At 61.1% G+C, this 14,419-nt stretch carries 12 protein-coding genes; 9 read left to right on the top strand and 3 right to left on the bottom strand.

Going from position 1 to position 14,419, the window contains the following annotated elements:
• Window positions 1–36 precede the first annotated feature (36 nt).
• Window positions 37–573 carry an outer membrane protein assembly factor BamE gene (locus tag DGA31_RS02710; protein ID WP_056833992.1) on the bottom strand — a complete coding sequence of 179 codons (537 nt, stop codon included), beginning with the start codon at window positions 571–573 and terminating at the stop codon, window positions 37–39.
• A gap of 98 nt (window positions 574–671) precedes the next feature.
• Here DGA31_RS02710 and fur point away from each other — a divergent pair, with 98 nt between their 5' ends.
• The gene (gene fur / locus DGA31_RS02705; protein WP_056833994.1) at window positions 672–1,079 is read left to right on the top strand and encodes a ferric iron uptake transcriptional regulator; all 408 of its coding nucleotides are present in this window, start codon (window positions 672–674) and stop codon (window positions 1,077–1,079) included.
• 68 nt (window positions 1,080–1,147) lie between these two features.
• On the opposite strand, the gene recN is transcribed toward fur, so the two are convergent.
• The gene (recN, locus tag DGA31_RS02700) at window positions 1,148–2,821 is read right to left on the bottom strand and encodes a DNA repair protein RecN (protein ID WP_056833997.1); all 1,674 of its coding nucleotides are present in this window, start codon (window positions 2,819–2,821) and stop codon (window positions 1,148–1,150) included.
• A gap of 271 nt (window positions 2,822–3,092) precedes the next feature.
• Here recN and grpE point away from each other — a divergent pair, with 271 nt between their 5' ends.
• The 7 genes from grpE to greA all read left to right on the top strand — a co-directional run bounded on the left by grpE (window position 3,093) and on the right by greA (window position 13,172).
• Window positions 3,093–3,656: a nucleotide exchange factor GrpE gene (gene grpE / locus DGA31_RS02695; RefSeq protein WP_056833999.1), complete on the top strand. Its 564-nt coding sequence runs from the start codon at window positions 3,093–3,095 to the stop codon at window positions 3,654–3,656.
• Between the two features lie 101 nt (window positions 3,657–3,757).
• Entirely contained in the window at window positions 3,758–5,674 is a 1,917-nt protein-coding gene (gene dnaK / locus DGA31_RS02690) for a molecular chaperone DnaK (protein ID WP_056834000.1), read from the top strand.
• A gap of 325 nt (window positions 5,675–5,999) precedes the next feature.
• Window positions 6,000–7,133, top strand: a complete 1,134-nt coding sequence (dnaJ, locus tag DGA31_RS02685) for a molecular chaperone DnaJ (protein WP_109511432.1) — start codon at window positions 6,000–6,002, stop codon at window positions 7,131–7,133.
• A 21-nt stretch (window positions 7,134–7,154) separates the two neighbouring features.
• A complete protein-coding gene (gene dapB / locus DGA31_RS02680) occupies window positions 7,155–7,958 on the top strand; it encodes a 4-hydroxy-tetrahydrodipicolinate reductase (protein WP_109511431.1) in 804 nt (267 codons plus the stop codon).
• A 248-nt stretch (window positions 7,959–8,206) separates the two neighbouring features.
• Entirely contained in the window at window positions 8,207–9,343 is a 1,137-nt protein-coding gene (gene carA / locus DGA31_RS02675; RefSeq protein WP_056834007.1) for a glutamine-hydrolyzing carbamoyl-phosphate synthase small subunit, read from the top strand.
• Window positions 9,344–9,477: 134 nt separating this feature from the next.
• Window positions 9,478–12,699: a carbamoyl-phosphate synthase large subunit gene (gene carB / locus DGA31_RS02670; protein ID WP_109511430.1), complete on the top strand. Its 3,222-nt coding sequence runs from the start codon at window positions 9,478–9,480 to the stop codon at window positions 12,697–12,699.
• Entirely contained in the window at window positions 12,696–13,172 is a 477-nt protein-coding gene (gene greA, locus DGA31_RS02665) for a transcription elongation factor GreA (protein WP_056834011.1), read from the top strand. The genes carB and greA overlap by 4 nt, the downstream gene beginning before the upstream one ends.
• Before the next feature lie 111 nt (window positions 13,173–13,283).
• On the opposite strand, the gene yhbY is transcribed toward greA, so the two are convergent.
• On the bottom strand, window positions 13,284–13,592 hold the full coding sequence (gene yhbY, locus DGA31_RS02660) for a ribosome assembly RNA-binding protein YhbY (RefSeq protein WP_056834013.1): 309 nt from the start codon (window positions 13,590–13,592) through the stop codon (window positions 13,284–13,286).
• 101 nt (window positions 13,593–13,693) lie between these two features.
• On the opposite strand from yhbY, the gene rlmE reads away from it, so the two are divergent.
• A complete protein-coding gene (rlmE, locus tag DGA31_RS02655; protein ID WP_056834015.1) occupies window positions 13,694–14,344 on the top strand; it encodes a 23S rRNA (uridine(2552)-2'-O)-methyltransferase RlmE in 651 nt (216 codons plus the stop codon).
• Window positions 14,345–14,419 lie beyond the last annotated feature (75 nt).

Genomic DNA, 14,419 nt, shown 5'->3' with positions numbered 1-14,419 from the left:
AAAAGCCCGGCGAACCGGGCTTTTTTTATGGCGGCGTTACCGTGGCGACGTTTCCAGGGGTTCCTGGACGGGGGTCGGTATGGTTTCGACGCTGTCGACGTCTTTCTGGATCTGGTCAAGCAGCGAACCTGGGCGCGGAGGTTCTTCCGGCTTGGGCTGCGGCTGATGCTCGATCGGTGCCGTGGCAGGCTCGGTGGTGGTGTTGCTGCCCTGGCCCAGGATGGCTTCATCGCGGCTGACGCCGGGCATGAAGTCGCCTGAGAGGCTGACCAGTTGATCGTTGCTGTTGAAGATCAGGCTGACACGTTCCTGCTGACGCTCGCCGCCACCGGGCTGCATGCTGTACAGGTAATCCCAGCGATCGGTGTGGAACGTGTCGGTCAGCAGAGGGTTACCCATGATAAACCGTACTTGCCGTCGGGTCATTCCCGGGCGCAACTGGTCTATCATGTCTTGCGTGACGACATTTCCCTGTTGGATGTCGATTTTATAAACCCCGGGGAACGAACAACCGGCGAGTGCGAGCAGTCCCACGAGTGTGAAACTGGTTAGCAAGAGCTTGGTGTTTTGCATCGGTGGGCGACTTCCACTATCTTGGCTGGGACAACGTAAACTCCGATCATACCTGCATTAAGAGAAGCTGCGAAGCAGCGTCTGCGAGAAAGCTGACCATGGTTGAAAATAGCGAACTACGTAAAGCAGGACTCAAGGTGACCCTTCCACGGGTCAAGATCCTCCAGATGCTCGATTCTGCCGAGCAGCGTCACATGAGCGCCGAGGATGTCTACAAGGCACTGATGGACGCCAGCGAGGACGTCGGCCTGGCCACGGTTTACCGTGTCCTGACTCAGTTCGAGGCGGCAGGTCTCGTCGTGCGCCACAATTTCGACGGCGGTCATGCGGTCTTCGAACTGGCTGACGGCGGCCACCACGACCATATGGTCAACGTGGATTCTGGCGAAGTCATCGAGTTCTTCGACCAGGAAATCGAATCGCTGCAAAAGGCCATTGTCGAGCGGCATGGCTTCGAGCTGGTCGATCACAATCTGGTGCTCTACGTGCGCAGCAAGAAAGACTGAGTCTTTTATTGCGTGCATGAAAAAAGCCCCTTGGCGACTCCGGTCGCCAAGGGGCTTTTTTGTGTGCCTCAGTTTTTCGAGGTGACGATCATCTTCTTGGCGTGAGCCAGCGATTCCTTGGTCAGGTCGATGCCGCCCAGCATGCGGGCGACTTCTTCGATGCGTTCGGTCTTGCCCAGTTTCGACACGGCTGTGCGCGTGGCGTTGTTGTCGCGGACCTTGTGCACGAACAGGTGCTGATGGCCCTGTGCGGCCACTTGCGGCAGGTGGGTCACGGTCATGACCTGGCCGCGATCACCCAGCCGGCGCAGCAACTGGCCGACGATTTCAGCGGTCGGGCCACCAATGCCGACGTCGACTTCGTCGAACACCAGGGTCGGGATGCGCGAGGTCTGGGCGGTGATCACCTGGATAGCCAGGCTGATGCGCGACAGCTCGCCACCGGAGGCCACCTTGGCCAGCGGCTTGAGCGGTTGTCCGGGGTTGGCGCTGACCAGCAGTTCGACCTGCTCCAGGCCATAGGGCAGCAGCTCGCCGCCGGCATGGGGCTTGAGCTCAATGCTGAAGCGTCCGCCCGGCATGCCCAGGCGATGGATTTCCTGTTCGACGGCGTGGGCCAGTTCGCCCGCCGAGCGGTGGCGAAGGTCGCTCAGTTCCCGGGCCTTTTCCTGATAATGCCGGGCAAAGGACGCCAGTTCGTTCTGCAGGCGCTCGATGGACTCGTCATTGGCATTGAGCGTTTCAATCTCGTCCAGCAGCTTCTGGTGCAGCGTGGCCACTTCGTTGGGCTGGATGCGGTGCTTGCGCGCCAGGCTGTAGATCGCGTCGAGGCGTTCTTCGATCTGTTGCAGGCGGGCCGGGTCGGCATCGAAATGATCGAGAAAACGGTTGAGCTCGCCCATGGCCTCTTCGACCTGGATCTGGGCGCTGGACAGCAGTTCGGTGGCCTCGTGGAGGGCGGTCGAGGCATTGCTGACCCCCGACAGGCGGTTGAGGCTGTTGGTCAGGGCGTGCAGGACATTGCCCGAGTCGCTTTCGCTGCACTGCTCGATCACCTGGCGGCAGATGCCCAGCAGGCTTTCGGCGTTGGTCAGGGCCTTGTGGTCCTGCTCAAGGTTCTCCAGTTCGTTTTCGCCCAGGCTCAGGCTTTCGAGTTCTTCGAGCTGGTAGCTGAGCAACTGGTGGCGGGCGCGTTGTTCGTCGCCGGAGTTGGACAGGCGTTCCAGCTCCTGGCGGGTCTGGCGCCAGCGTTGCGAAGCCAGGTGCACCTGGCGGGCGAGGTCGGTGGCGCCGGCGTATTCGTCAAGCAGGCGCCGGTGGGTCTCGGCCTTGAGCAGCGACTGGTGCTCGTGCTGGCTGTGAATGTCGATCATCAGCTCGCCCAGCGCCTTGAGGTCGCCTTGCGGGCAGGGCGTGCCGTTGATGTAGGCGCGCGAGCGGCCTTCGGCGGTGATGACCCGGCGCAGGATGCACGGGCCCTGGTTGTCGAGGTCGCGCTCGGCCAGCCAGGCTTGTGCTTCGGGAATGTCAGCCAGGTCGAAGGTGGCCAGGATATCGGCCTTGTCGGCGCCCGGGCGGACCACGCCACTGTCGGCCCGGTCACCCAGGGTCAGGCCCAGGGCGTCGAGCATGATCGACTTGCCGGCACCGGTTTCGCCCGTGATAACGCTCATGCCGCGATCGAGTTCAAGATCGAGGTGCTCAACGATGGCGTAATTGTGTACGGAAAGATGGACCAGCATGAAGTGGCTCCGAGACAGTTCTTCTGGTTATTTATACAGTGTTTGATTCCGCTCTGACAATGCCTGCCTTTAGTTCGATTTCATCGGTCGACGTACGGCCTTAGTCGTTCCTGTCGTCGGTTTGAGACGCTCGTCCGGGTTTTATGGCGCAATTTTTCATCACAATTGGCAACTTCCTGTAGGCCGGGCCCTTGAAGCCGTAAATTCCGTTCCCATATAGGGGGGCAGAAGCGCGAGTTGGGTTCGCGGACGTTTTTGAAAGGAGAGCTCTATGGCTGACGAACAGAATCTGGATACGCAGGCTCAGGATCAGGCTGCGCAATCGGCGACAGGTGAAGACCTGGCAGTGCGCGTGCAGGTGCTCGAAGAGCAGCTGGCTGCCGCGCAGGACCAATCTCTGCGTGTGGCTGCGGATCTGCAGAATGTCCGCCGCCGTGCCGAGCAGGATGTAGAAAAGGCGCACAAGTTTGCGCTGGAGAAATTTGCCGGTGATCTGTTGCCGATCATCGACAGCCTGGAGCGTGGTCTGGACCTGTCCAGCCCGGACGATCAAAGCATCCGTCCGATGCGCGAAGGCATCGAGCTGACGCTCAAGATGTTTCAGGACACGCTCAAGCGCTATCAGCTGGAGGCGGTCGATCCACACGGCCAGCCCTTCAATGCTGATCAGCACCAGGCCATGGCCATGGAAGAAAGTGCCAACGTCGAGCCCAACACGGTGCTCAAAGTGTTTCAGAAGGGCTACCAGCTCAATGGTCGCCTGCTGCGCCCGGCAATGGTCGTGGTCAGCAAGGCCCCTTCGCCTGCCAAACCGTCGATTGACGAGCAGGCTTGAAATCGGCCGACCAGGCCCCATTTAAAGGTCAAGCGTTCAAGTGCTACCGCAATCTGTGAACCCGGTTGCGGCAACCCTACAAAAGTTTCGGGAGAGTAAAGATGGGCAGAATTATCGGTATCGACCTGGGGACCACCAACTCCTGCGTTTCGATTCTGGAAGGCGGTAATGTCAAGGTCATCGAAAACGCCGAAGGCACCCGCACCACGCCTTCGATCGTGGCCTACGCCAACGACGGCGAAATCCTGGTGGGCCAGTCGGCCAAGCGCCAGGCGGTCACCAACCCGCACAACACCCTGTACGCGGTAAAGCGTCTGATCGGCCGTCGCTTTGACGAAGAAGTCGTTCAGAAAGACATCCAGATGGTGCCTTACAAGATTTCCAAGGCTGACAACGGTGATGCCTGGGTCGAGGTCAATGGCCAGAAGATGGCGCCTCCTCAGATTTCCGCTGAAATCCTGAAGAAAATGAAGAAGACCGCCGAAGACTACCTCGGCGAGCCTGTGACCGAAGCGGTCATCACCGTACCGGCCTACTTCAACGACAGCCAGCGTCAGGCCACCAAGGACGCCGGTCGTATTGCCGGTCTGGACGTCAAGCGCATCATCAACGAGCCGACTGCGGCTGCGCTGGCCTACGGCATGGACAAGGCCAAGGGCGATCACACCGTGATCGTTTATGACCTGGGTGGCGGTACCTTCGACGTGTCGGTGATCGAAATTGCCGAAGTCGACGGCGAGCACCAGTTCGAAGTACTGGCCACCAACGGTGACACGTTCCTGGGCGGTGAAGACTTCGACATCCGTCTGATCGACTACCTCGTCGACGAATTCAAGAAAGAAAGCGGCATCAACCTCAAGGGTGATCCGCTGGCGATGCAGCGCCTGAAAGAAGCCGCTGAAAAAGCCAAGATCGAGCTGTCCTCCAGCCTGCAGACCGACGTCAACCTGCCGTACATCACTGCAGACGCCACCGGTCCGAAGCACTTGAACGTGAAGATTTCGCGTTCGAAGCTCGAATCGCTGGTCGAAGATCTGGTGCAGCGCACCATCGAGCCTTGCCGCGTTGCCCTGAAAGATGCCGGTATCGACATCGGCGCGATCAACGACGTGATCCTGGTCGGCGGTCAGACCCGCATGCCGCTGGTGCAGAAGCTGGTGACCGATTTCTTCGGCAAGGAAGCGCGCAAGGACGTCAACCCTGACGAAGCCGTGGCCATGGGTGCTGCCATCCAGGGTGCGGTACTGGCCGGTGACGTCAAGGACGTCCTGCTGCTGGACGTCAGCCCGCTGACCCTGGGTATCGAAACCATGGGTGGCGTGATGACCGCGCTGATCGAGAAGAACACCACGATTCCGACCAAGAAATCGCAGGTCTTCTCCACCGCCGACGACAACCAGAACGCTGTGACCATTCATGTGCTGCAAGGTGAGCGCAAGCAGGCTGGCCAGAACAAGTCCCTGGGCAAGTTCGACCTGGCCGAGATTCCGCCAGCACCACGCGGTGTGCCGCAAATCGAAGTGACCTTCGACATCGACGCCAACGGCATCCTGCACGTCGGCGCCAAGGACAAGGCCACCGGCAAGCAGCAGTCCATCGTGATCAAGGCCAACTCCGGTCTGTCCGAGGAAGAAATCCAGCAGATGGTGCGTGACGCCGAAGTCAACGCCGAAGAAGATCGCAAGTTCGAAGAGCTGGCCTCTGCCCGTAACCAGGGCGATGCCCTGGTGCACTCGACTCGCAAGATGATCTCTGACGCTGGCGACAAGGTCACCGCCGAAGAGAAGACCGCTGTCGAGGCTGCACTGGTTGCGCTGGAAGCCGCTGTCAAGGGCGACGACAAGGCGCTGATCGAAGCCAAGGTCGAGGAGCTGTCGAAGGTTTCCGCACCCATCGCGCAGAAAATGTACGCCGAGCAGGCTGAAAGCCCTGAGGCCGCTGCCAAGCCGGCCGAAGGCGCAGCCAAGCCTGACGACGTCGTCGACGCCGAGTTCGAAGAAGTCAAGGATAACAAGTAAGCGCAGGCTCACTTGCAAGCCGGTTGACCGCTGTGTTGCGGTCGCTGGTAGGATGTCGCCGCGCGGGAGCTTGCTCCCGCGTTGGCGTGTCTGGAGCAGACGAAATTTCCGGTGGTTGCCGCACGGCGGCAGGCACCTTGCGGCAAGGCTGCGATGCTCCTGCATCAAGGCTTGTTCTGCCGCTTTCTCGGCCATCGGTGGCCGTTGAACGAAGACCAGGATCGTTGAATTGACGTGAGTTGGGTCCGGGCCTTTATTGGGCTCAACGAGTCAGGCCAGGCTCAGGAGAGTCAGGCCGGACGTCCTCAAGAGTGCGGAAGAATATATGGCTAAGCGTGACTATTACGAAGTGTTGGGGGTCGAGCGCGGCGCCGGTGAGGCGGAGCTGAAAAAAGCCTATCGTCGCCTGGCGATGAAGCATCACCCGGACCGTAACCCGGATGACAAGGCCTCGGAAGAGCTGTTCAAGGAGGCCAACGAGGCCTACGAAGTGCTGTCCGATGCCAGCAAGCGTGCGGCCTACGACCAGTATGGCCATGCCGGTGTCGACCCGAGCATGGGTGGCGGCGGTGGCGGCTTCGGTGCGGGCGGTGCGAACTTCTCCGATATTTTCGGTGACGTGTTCAGTGACTTCTTCGGTGGTGGACGTGGCGGCGGTGGTCGTGGTGGTCCGCAGCGCGGCAGCGACCTGCGCTACACGCTGGAGCTGAACCTTGAAGAAGCGGTGCGCGGCACGACCGTGAATATCCGCGTGCCGACGCTGGTCAACTGCAAGCCGTGCGACGGCAGCGGTGCCAAGAAAGGCTCGTCGCCGATCACCTGCCCGACCTGTGGCGGTATCGGTCAGGTGCGCATGCAGCAGGGCTTCTTCTCGGTGCAGCAGACCTGCCCGCGCTGCCATGGCAACGGCAAGATCATTTCCGATCCGTGCGAGTCCTGCAATGGCGAAGGCCGGGTCGAGGAATACAAGACCCTGTCGGTCAAGGTGCCGCCCGGTGTCGACACCGGCGATCGCATCCGCCTGTCGGGCGAAGGCGAGGCCGGCCCGCACAGCGGTCCGAGCGGCGACCTGTACGTGGTCATCAATGTGCGCGAGCACCCGATCTTCCAGCGCGACGGCAAGCACCTGTTCTGCGAAGTGCCGATCAGCTTTACCGATGCGGCGCTGGGCGGCGAGCTGGAAGTGCCGACCCTGGACGGTCGCGTCAAGTTGAAGATCCCCGAAGGCACCCAGACCGGCAAGCAGTTCCGCCTGCGTGGCAAGGGCGTGGCGCCGGTACGCGGTGGCGGCCCTGGCGACCTGATGTGCCGTGTGGCGGTCGAGACGCCGGTGAACCTGGGCAAGCGTCAGCGCGAACTGCTCGAGGAATTCCGTGAGTCGCTCGAAGGTGACCAGTCGCACTCTCCCAAGGCCAGTGGCTGGTTCGAGGGTGTGAAGCGTTTCTTCGGCGATTTGTAAGGTTATCCACAGGAGCAGGGTATGCGACGTATTGCTGTGACAGGCGCCGCCGGGCGCATGGGCAAGATTCTGATCGAAGCGGTCGGCCAGTCGCCGGGCGCCGGGTTGACCGCCGCCATCGACCGTCCCGACAGCACGCTGGTGGGCGCCGATGCCGGCGAACTGGCAGGGCAGGGCCGCATCGGCGTGCCCTTGTCGGGTGACCTGGCCCGGGTGGCCGAAGAGTTCGATGTGTTGATCGACTTCACCCATCCCTCGGTGACGCTGAAGAACCTGGCGTTCTGCCGCAAGGCGGGCAAGGCCATCGTGATCGGCACCACCGGGTTCACGGCCGAAGAAAAGCTGCGCCTGGCCGAGGCGGCCAAGGAGATTCCGGTCGTCTTCGCGGCCAACTACAGCGTTGGCGTGAACCTGTGCCTGAAGCTGCTCGACACGGCCGCGCGGGTGCTGGGTGACGAGGTCGATATCGAGATCAGCGAAGCGCACCACCGGCACAAGGTCGACGCGCCTTCGGGCACGGCCTTGCGCATGGGTGAGGTGGTGGCCAATGCGCTGGGTCGTGACCTGGAAAAGGTCGCCGTCTATGGGCGTGAAGGCCAGACCGGTGCGCGCGAGCGGCAGACCATCGGCTTTGCCACGACCCGCGCCGGCGACATCGTGGGTGACCATACCGTGCTGTTCGCCGCCGATGGCGAGCGCGTCGAAATCACCCACAAGGCGTCGAGCCGCATGACCTTTGCACGCGGTGCCGTGCGTGCAGCGCTGTGGCTGGACGGCAAGGCGCCAGGTTTGTATGACATGCAGGATGTGCTGGAACTGCGCTGATTAACGGTCGAGGTCGGCGAAAATCCTGAATTTTCACGACCTTGGCGATCAGCAGCAGAAATGGCGTGTCCAGACTGGCTGCATTTTCAGTAGACCAAAACAGGCCTTTTCTGTAAGCTACAGCTTTAGTGTGTCCACTAAAAGCGCGCAGATGAATCCATAAGAAAGCGGGGTGACGTATCAAAACGTCATTCCGCTTTTTTACAACCTGCGATCGCCCTTTCAGGCTTTATTTACGGGAGGTCTTCTTGACTAAGCCAGCCATACTCGCCCTTGCTGATGGCAGCATTTTTCGCGGTGAAGCCATTGGAGCCGACGGTCAGACTGTTGGTGAGGTGGTGTTCAACACCGCAATGACCGGCTATCAGGAAATCCTTACCGATCCTTCCTATGCCCAGCAAATCGTCACCCTGACTTACCCGCACATCGGCAACACCGGCATCACCCCGGAAGACGCTGAGTCCGACCGCGTCTGGTCAGCCGGCCTGGTCATTCGCGACCTGCCGCTGGTGGCCAGCAACTGGCGCAGCAAGATGTCTTTGCAGGACTACCTGAAGGCCAACAACGTCGTGGCCATCGCTGGCATCGACACCCGTCGCCTGACCCGCATCCTGCGTGAAAAGGGCGCCCAGAACGGCTGCATCCTGGCCGGTGACAACATCAGCGACGAAGCAGCCATCGAAGCGGCACGCGGCTTTCCGGGCCTCAAGGGCATGGACCTGGCCAAAGTGGTCAGCACCAAAGAGCGCTACGAGTGGCGCTCCAGTGTCTGGGAGCTGAAAACCGACAGCCATCCGGAAATTGCGGCTGCCGACCTGCCTTACCATGTCGTCGCCTTCGACTACGGCGTCAAGGTCAACATCCTGCGCATGCTGGTCGAGCGCGGCTGCCGCGTGACCGTGGTGCCGGCACAGACCCCGGCCAGCGATGTGCTGGCACTCAGCCCGGACGGCGTGTTCCTGTCCAACGGCCCGGGTGACCCGGAGCCGTGCGACTACGCCATCCAGGCGATCAAGGATGTGCTGGAAACCGACATTCCGGTGTTCGGTATCTGCCTGGGTCACCAGTTGCTGGCCCTGGCCTCCGGTGCCAAGACCGTCAAGATGGGTCACGGCCACCACGGTGCCAACCACCCGGTGCAGGACCTGGACAGCGGCGTGGTCATGATCACCAGCCAGAACCACGGCTTTGCGGTCGACGAGGCCACCCTGCCAGGCAACGTCCGCGCCATCCACAAGTCGCTGTTCGACGGCACCCTGCAAGGTATCGAGCGCACCGACAAGAGCGCGTTCAGCTTCCAGGGCCACCCTGAAGCCAGCCCGGGTCCAAACGATGTAGCGCCTTTGTTCGATCGCTTCATCGATGCCATGGCCAAGCGCCGCTGACCGGTTGCCTTGAAAATGAAACAAGCAGGTGCCCGGGTGGCCCCGGACCTTATCGGTCCGGTCGCTGCCACCCGGCATCGCCATGAATATTCAAGACGGCTTGCCGACTGAATTGCGGAGTTGAGTGACAACCCATGCCAAAACGTACAGACATTAAAAGTATCCTGATTCTCGGCGCCGGCCCCATCGTGATCGGCCAGGCCTGTGAATTCGACTACTCCGGCGCCCAGGCCTGCAAGGCCCTGCGCGAAGAGGGTTACCGCGTCATCCTGGTGAACTCCAACCCGGCCACCATCATGACCGACCCGGCCATGGCCGACGCCACCTACATCGAGCCGATCAAGTGGCAGACCGTTGCCAAGATCATCGAGAAAGAGCGTCCTGACGCCGTACTGCCGACCATGGGTGGCCAGACCGCCCTGAACTGCGCCCTGGACCTGGAGCGCGAAGGCATCCTGGAAAAGTTCGGCGTGGAAATGATCGGTGCCAACGCCGACACCATCGACAAGGCCGAAGACCGCTCGCGCTTCGACAAGGCCATGAAGTCCATCGGCCTGGCCTGCCCGCGTTCCGGTATCGCCCACAGCATGGAAGAGGCCTTCACGGTCCTCGAAAAGCTGGGCTTCCCGTGCATCATCCGTCCGTCCTTCACCATGGGCGGCACCGGTGGCGGTATCGCTTACAACCGTGAAGAGTTCGAAGAAATCTGTGCCCGTGGTCTGGACCTGTCGCCGACCAAGGAACTGCTGATCGACGAGTCGCTGATCGGCTGGAAAGAATACGAGATGGAAGTGGTCCGCGACAAAAAGGACAACTGCATCATCGTCTGCTCCATCGAGAACTTCGACCCGATGGGCGTGCACACCGGTGACTCGATCACCGTCGCGCCGGCCCAGACCCTGACCGACAAGGAATACCAGATCCTGCGTAACGCCTCCCTGGCGGTGCTGCGCGAGATCGGCGTCGAGACCGGCGGTTCCAACGTGCAGTTCGGTATCTGCCCGAACACTGGCCGCATGGTCGTGATCGAGATGAACCCGCGTGTCTCGCGTTCTTCGGCACTGGCCTCCAAGGCCACCGGCTTCCCGATCGCCAAGGTCGCGGCCAAGCTGGCGGTCGGCTACACCCTCGACGAACTGCAGAACGACATCACCGGCGGCAAGACCCCGGCGTCCTTCGAGCCGGCCATCGACTACGTCGTGACCAAGCTGCCGCGTTTCGCCTTCGAGAAGTTCGCCAAGGCTGACGCCCGCCTGACCACTCAGATGAAGTCGGTCGGTGAAGTCATGGCCATCGGCCGGACCTTCCAGGAATCCCTGCAAAAGGCCCTGCGTGGCCTGGAAGTGGGCGTGTGCGGCCTGGACCCGAAAGTGGACCTGAGCCACCCGGAAAGCATGAGCACCCTCAAGCGCGAGCTGACCGTGCCGGGTGCCGAGCGTATCTGGTACGTGGCCGATGCCTTCCGTGCCGGCATGACCGTCGAAGAAATCTTCGCCATGAACATGATCGACCCGTGGTTCCTGGTGCAGATCGAAGACTTGGTCAAGGACGAAGAGAAGGTCAAGACCCTGGGCCTGTCGAGCATCGACCGCGACCTGATGCTGCGCCTCAAGCGCAAGGGCTTCTCCGATGCGCGCCTGGCCAAGCTGCTGGGTGTGACCGAGAAGAACCTGCGCACGCACCGTCACAAGCTGGACGTGCTGCCGGTCTACAAGCGCGTCGACACCTGTGCCGCCGAGTTCGCCACCGACACCGCCTACATGTACTCCACGTACGAGGAAGAGTGCGAGGCCAACCCGTCGACCCGCGACAAGATCATGATTCTGGGTGGCGGTCCCAACCGCATTGGCCAGGGTATCGAGTTCGACTACTGCTGTGTGCATGCGGCCCTGGCGCTGCGTGAAGACGGCTATGAAACGATCATGGTCAACTGCAACCCGGAAACCGTCTCCACGGACTACGACACCTCCGATCGCCTGTACTTCGAGCCGGTGACCCTGGAAGACGTACTGGAAATCGTACGGGTCGAGAAGCCCAAGGGCGTCATCGTCCAGTACGGCGGGCAGACCCCGCTGAAACTGGCTCGCGCCCTGGAAGCGGCCGGCGTGCCGATCATCGGCACCAGCCCCGACGCCATCGACCGTGCCGAAGACCGCGAGCGCTTCCAGCAGATGGTCGAGCGCCTGAACCTGCGTCAGCCGCCAAACGCCACCGTGCGCAGCGAAGACGAAGCGATTCGTGCCGCTGCCAAGATCGGCTACCCGCTGGTCGTGCGCCCGTCCTATGTACTGGGCGGCCGGGCGATGGAAATCGTCTATCAGGAAGACGAGCTCAAGCGTTACCTGCGCGAAGCGGTGCAAGTGTCCAACGACAGCCCGGTGCTGCTGGACCACTTCCTCAACTGCGCCATCGAAATGGACGTGGATGCTGTCTGCGACGGCACCGATGTGGTCATCGGCGCCATCATGCAGCATATCGAGCAGGCCGGCGTTCACTCCGGCGACTCGGCGTGCTCGCTGCCGCCTTACTCGCTGCCGGCCCACATCCAGGACGAAATGCGCGAGCAAGTGCGCAAGATGGCCCTGGAGCTGGGCGTGGTCGGCCTGATGAACGTACAGCTGGCGCTGCAAGGCGACGATATCTACGTCATCGAAGTCAACCCGCGCGCCTCGCGTACCGTGCCGTTCGTGTCCAAGTGCATTGGTGTCTCCCTGGCGATGATTGCCGCCCGTGTCATGGCCGGCAAGACCCTCAAGGAGCTGGGTTTCACCAAGGAAATCATTCCTAACTTCTACAGCGTCAAGGAAGCGGTGTTCCCGTTCGCCAAGTTCCCGGGCGTCGACCCGATCCTCGGCCCTGAGATGAAGTCCACCGGTGAAGTGATGGGCGTCGGCGACACCTTCGGCGAAGCGTTCGCCAAGGCCCAGATGGGCGCCAGCGAAACCCTGCCGACCAGCGGCACTGCGTTCATCAGCGTGCGTGACGACGACAAGCCCCTGGTGGCCGGCGTTGCCCGTGACCTGATCAACCTGGGCTTCGAAGTGGTGGCCACCGCCGGCACGGCCAAGCTGATCGAAGCCGCGGGTCTCAAGGTCCGTCGCGTCAACAAGGTGACCGAAGGTCGTCCGCACGTTGTCGACATGATCAAGAATGACGAAGTCACGCTGATTATCAACACCACCGAAGGCCGTCAGTCGATTGCTGACTCCTACTCCATTCGTCGCAATGCGTTGCAGCACAAGATCTACTGCACGACCACCATTGCGGCCGGCGAAGCCGTCTGTGAGGCGCTCAAGTTCGGTCCCGAGAAGACCGTACGCCGCCTGCAGGACCTGCATGCAGGATTGAAAGGATGATTAAATACCCCATGACCGTCCAGGGCGCTCGCGCCCTGGAAGAAGAACACGCCCACCTGACCAAGGTGGTCCGCCCCAAGCTCAGCCAGGACATCGGAACTGCGCGCGAGCTGGGTGACCTCAAGGAAAACGCCGAATACCATGCCGCCCGCGAGCAGCAGGGCATGGTCGAGGCGCGGATCCGCGACATCGAGGGCCGCATGCAGAATGCCGTGGTGATCGACGTCACCACCATCGAGCACACCGGCAAGGTGATTTTCGGCACGACCGTGGAAATCGCCAACGTCGACACCGACGAAAGCGTGACCTACCAGATCGTTGGCGAGGACGAAGCGGACATCAAGCTGGGCAAGATTTCGGTAGGCTCGCCTATCGCCCGTGCGCTGATTGCCAAGCAGGAAGGTGATGTGGTGGCGGTAACGACACCCAAGGGCGTGATCGAGTACGAGATTGTCGAGGTTCGCCACATCTGAGGCGACTTGCCAACCTGCTGCTGAATGAGCTTTGGCCGCCCGCCCGGATATTCCGGGTGGGCGGCCTGCTTTTAAGGGCCAGGCTACGAACGCAGCCTGCTTGAAGCGGTGTCAGCTGGCGCGATGAACGTTTGACAGGTTCTTGTTGACCTTGGGGTTCTTGCGGTAGATCAGTGCCATCTTGCCGATGACCTGCACCAATTCTGCAGACCCTGTCTTGCACAGACCGGCAATGGCTTGCAGACGGCTTTCGCGGTCCAGAACGTTGACCTTGACCTTGATCAGTTCGTGATCGCTCAGTGCGCGCTCCAGTTCGGCGAGCACACCTTCGGTCAATCCGTTGTCTGCCACGATCAAAACCGGTTTCAGATGGTGGCCAATGGATTTGTACTGTTTCTTCTGCTCTTGAGTGAGCGGCATAATGACCCCTGCGTCTGGTCTGGTAAAAACGGCGGCCAGTTTACCCGAGCGAGTCGGGGACCGCCCTATTAATCGTGACCCGTTTATTTTCGAGGTGCCCAGTGAAGCCTTCCAAGTCCAGCCAGAATTGGCTGAAAGAACATTTCGACGACAAATACGTGAAGATGGCGCAAAAGGACGGCTACCGTTCGCGCGCCAGCTACAAGCTTCTGGAAATCCAGGAGAAGGACAAAATCATCCGTCCGGGCATGACCGTGGTCGACCTGGGCGCCGCGCCCGGTGGCTGGTCGCAGGTGACCAGCCGGCTGATCGGCGGGCAGGGCCGGCTGATTGCCTCGGACATTCTGGAGATGGACGCCATCGGTGATGTCACCTTCATTCAGGGCGACTTCACCGAAGACGCCGTGCTGACGCAAATCCTCGAGGCGGTCGGTAATACACAGGTAGACCTTGTGATTTCCGATATGGCCCCCAATATGAGTGGATTGAGTGCGGTCGACATGCCGCGCGCCATGTTTCTCTGCGAACTGGCACTGGACCTGGCAGGTCGTATCTTGCGACCGGGCGGGGATTTTCTGATCAAGATCTTCCAGGGCGAAGGCTTCGACGTCTATCACAAGGACGTTCGCCGCCTGTTCGACAAGGTGCAGATGCGCAAGCCGCTGTCGTCACGCGACAGGTCTCGCGAGCAATATTTGCTGGCCCGTGGTTTCCGCGGCATTGAAGGCTCGGCCAGCATCGAGCGTTTTTGAGGTCTGGCGATAGCTTTTTTCAAATGGCATGAAAGTGCCGCCTGAACGAACATCGCGTAGCTAAAGTTTCACAAA

The sequence above is a fragment of the Pseudomonas ovata genome (assembly GCF_003131185.1).
GTDB classification, from domain to species: Bacteria; Pseudomonadota; Gammaproteobacteria; order Pseudomonadales; family Pseudomonadaceae; genus Aquipseudomonas; species Aquipseudomonas ovata.
The sequence above is the reverse complement of the archived record's forward strand: the minus strand, read 5'-3'. Positions and strand labels throughout refer to the sequence as shown.

Bases quoted from the DNA above. Each gene is read 5' to 3' on its own strand.
- fur (WP_056833994.1), top strand. From the start codon at position 672: ATGGTTGAAAATAGCGAACTACGTAAAGCAGGACTCAAGGTGACCCTT.
- dnaK (WP_056834000.1), top strand. From the start codon at position 3,758: ATGGGCAGAATTATCGGTATCGACCTGGGGACCACCAACTCCTGCGTT.
- yhbY (WP_056834013.1), bottom strand. From the start codon at position 13,592: ATGCCGCTCACTCAAGAGCAGAAGAAACAGTACAAATCCATTGGCCAC.
- DGA31_RS02710 (WP_056833992.1), bottom strand. From the start codon at position 573: ATGCAAAACACCAAGCTCTTGCTAACCAGTTTCACACTCGTGGGACTG.
- dnaJ (WP_109511432.1), top strand. From the start codon at position 6,000: ATGGCTAAGCGTGACTATTACGAAGTGTTGGGGGTCGAGCGCGGCGCC.
- recN (WP_056833997.1), bottom strand. From the start codon at position 2,821: ATGCTGGTCCATCTTTCCGTACACAATTACGCCATCGTTGAGCACCTC.
- carB (WP_109511430.1), top strand. From the start codon at position 9,478: ATGCCAAAACGTACAGACATTAAAAGTATCCTGATTCTCGGCGCCGGC.
- dapB (WP_109511431.1), top strand. From the start codon at position 7,155: ATGCGACGTATTGCTGTGACAGGCGCCGCCGGGCGCATGGGCAAGATT.
- greA (WP_056834011.1), top strand. From the start codon at position 12,696: ATGATTAAATACCCCATGACCGTCCAGGGCGCTCGCGCCCTGGAAGAA.
- grpE (WP_056833999.1), top strand. From the start codon at position 3,093: ATGGCTGACGAACAGAATCTGGATACGCAGGCTCAGGATCAGGCTGCG.